The 2,500-nt window shown below is 53.1% G+C and carries 6 tRNA genes and 2 rRNA genes (1 of these 8 cut by a window edge); all 8 read right to left on the minus strand.

Going from position 1 to position 2,500, the window contains the following annotated elements:
- Positions 1-243 (minus strand): 23S ribosomal RNA (locus tag ACFRFH_RS19765); the annotation flags it as partial.
- Positions 244-413: 170 nt separating this feature from the next.
- Positions 414-1,963: ribosomal RNA gene (locus ACFRFH_RS19770) — 16S ribosomal RNA — on the minus strand.
- A 95-nt stretch (positions 1,964-2,058) separates the two neighbouring features.
- Positions 2,059-2,132 (minus strand) — tRNA-Gly (locus ACFRFH_RS19775).
- Positions 2,133-2,145: 13 nt separating this feature from the next.
- Positions 2,146-2,222: transfer RNA gene (locus tag ACFRFH_RS19780), tRNA-Arg, on the minus strand.
- 11 nt (positions 2,223-2,233) lie between these two features.
- Positions 2,234-2,319: transfer RNA gene (locus tag ACFRFH_RS19785), tRNA-Leu, on the minus strand.
- A gap of 14 nt (positions 2,320-2,333) precedes the next feature.
- Positions 2,334-2,408, minus strand: a tRNA-Gly gene (locus ACFRFH_RS19790).
- Positions 2,409-2,413: 5 nt separating this feature from the next.
- A tRNA-Gln gene (locus ACFRFH_RS19795) sits at positions 2,414-2,488 on the minus strand.
- A gap of 4 nt (positions 2,489-2,492) precedes the next feature.
- Positions 2,493-2,500 (minus strand) — tRNA-Tyr (locus ACFRFH_RS19800); it runs 77 nt beyond the window's last position.

A 2,500-nucleotide genomic window follows, 5' to 3' on the forward strand; every position in this document is an offset into this window, starting at 1 on the left:
CGCCGCTGGAAGCGCGGCCCGCTGTCGTGGCATGCCCGCCACCCTGCCAGAACCAGCCCCTGCTCCCCCGACTTATCCACAGCCCACCCCGCCGACCACTCCATTACGAGTGGTGGGTTTCCCCATTCGGAAATCTCCGGATCAAAGCTTGCTTACAGCTCCCCGAAGCATATCGGTGTTCGTCCCGTCCTTCATCGGCTCCTAGTGCCAAGGCATCCACCGTGCGCCCTTTCTAACTTAACCGTTAAAAAGAATCACTATGTGATATCTTGTATTACTAATTGAATGTGATGTCTACTGTTATCTAGTTTTCAAAGAACACGTTTCGAAGGAATGATCCTTCAAAACTAAACAAGACAGGGAACGTTCTGTTTATAAGACCCAAGGTCTTATATTCCGTATAATATCCTTAGAAAGGAGGTGATCCAGCCGCACCTTCCGATACGGCTACCTTGTTACGACTTCACCCCAATCATCTGTCCCACCTTCGGCGGCTGGCTCCTAAAAGGTTACCCCACCGACTTCGGGTGTTACAAACTCTCGTGGTGTGACGGGCGGTGTGTACAAGGCCCGGGAACGTATTCACCGCGGCATGCTGATCCGCGATTACTAGCGATTCCAGCTTCACGCAGTCGAGTTGCAGACTGCGATCCGAACTGAGAACAGATTTGTGGGATTGGCTTAACCTCGCGGTTTCGCTGCCCTTTGTTCTGTCCATTGTAGCACGTGTGTAGCCCAGGTCATAAGGGGCATGATGATTTGACGTCATCCCCACCTTCCTCCGGTTTGTCACCGGCAGTCACCTTAGAGTGCCCAACTGAATGCTGGCAACTAAGATCAAGGGTTGCGCTCGTTGCGGGACTTAACCCAACATCTCACGACACGAGCTGACGACAACCATGCACCACCTGTCACTCTGCTCCCGAAGGAGAAGCCCTATCTCTAGGGTTTTCAGAGGATGTCAAGACCTGGTAAGGTTCTTCGCGTTGCTTCGAATTAAACCACATGCTCCACCGCTTGTGCGGGCCCCCGTCAATTCCTTTGAGTTTCAGCCTTGCGGCCGTACTCCCCAGGCGGAGTGCTTAATGCGTTAGCTGCAGCACTAAGGGGCGGAAACCCCCTAACACTTAGCACTCATCGTTTACGGCGTGGACTACCAGGGTATCTAATCCTGTTCGCTCCCCACGCTTTCGCTCCTCAGCGTCAGTTACAGACCAGAGAGTCGCCTTCGCCACTGGTGTTCCTCCACATCTCTACGCATTTCACCGCTACACGTGGAATTCCACTCTCCTCTTCTGCACTCAAGTTCCCCAGTTTCCAATGACCCTCCCCGGTTGAGCCGGGGGCTTTCACATCAGACTTAAGAAACCGCCTGCGAGCCCTTTACGCCCAATAATTCCGGACAACGCTTGCCACCTACGTATTACCGCGGCTGCTGGCACGTAGTTAGCCGTGGCTTTCTGGTTAGGTACCGTCAAGGTACCGCCCTATTCGAACGGTACTTGTTCTTCCCTAACAACAGAGCTTTACGATCCGAAAACCTTCATCACTCACGCGGCGTTGCTCCGTCAGACTTTCGTCCATTGCGGAAGATTCCCTACTGCTGCCTCCCGTAGGAGTCTGGGCCGTGTCTCAGTCCCAGTGTGGCCGATCACCCTCTCAGGTCGGCTACGCATCGTTGCCTTGGTGAGCCGTTACCTCACCAACTAGCTAATGCGCCGCGGGTCCATCTGTAAGTGGTAGCCGAAGCCACCTTTTATGTCTGAACCATGCGGTTCAAACAAGCATCCGGTATTAGCCCCGGTTTCCCGGAGTTATCCCAGTCTTACAGGCAGGTTACCCACGTGTTACTCACCCGTCCGCCGCTAACATCAGGGAGCAAGCTCCCATCTGTCCGCTCGACTTGCATGTATTAGGCACGCCGCCAGCGTTCGTCCTGAGCCAGGATCAAACTCTCCGATAAAGTAGTTTGACTGACTACGCACATCGCTGTGCGATTTTTAAAAACTGAATTAACAGGTACGTTTTGTCTTGTTTAGTTTTCAAAGATCATTATAATGGAGCGGGTGATGAGAATCGAACTCACGACATCAGCTTGGAAGGCTGAGGTTTTACCACTAAACTACACCCGCGTGGTATCTTAAATGGCGCGCCCGAGAGGAGTCGAACCCCTAACCTTTTGATCCGTAGTCAAACGCTCTATCCAATTGAGCTACGGGCGCATAATAATGAATGCCGAGGGCCGGACTTGAACCGGCACGGTAGTCACCTACCGCAGGATTTTAAGTCCTGTGTGTCTGCCAATTCCACCACCCCGGCGTGGATGGTATAGTTGGAGCGGAAGACGGGATTCGAACCCGCGACCCCCACCTTGGCAAGGTTGTATTCTACCACTGAACTACTTCCGCAAAAATGGCTGGGCTAGCTGGATTCGAACCAACGCATGACGGAGTCAAAGTCCGTTGCCTTACCGCTTGGCTATAGCCCAATAATGGTGGAG

Source organism: Leifsonia sp. NPDC056824, assembly GCF_042789575.1.
Classification (GTDB): Bacteria; Actinomycetota; Actinomycetes; order Actinomycetales; family Microbacteriaceae; genus Leifsonia.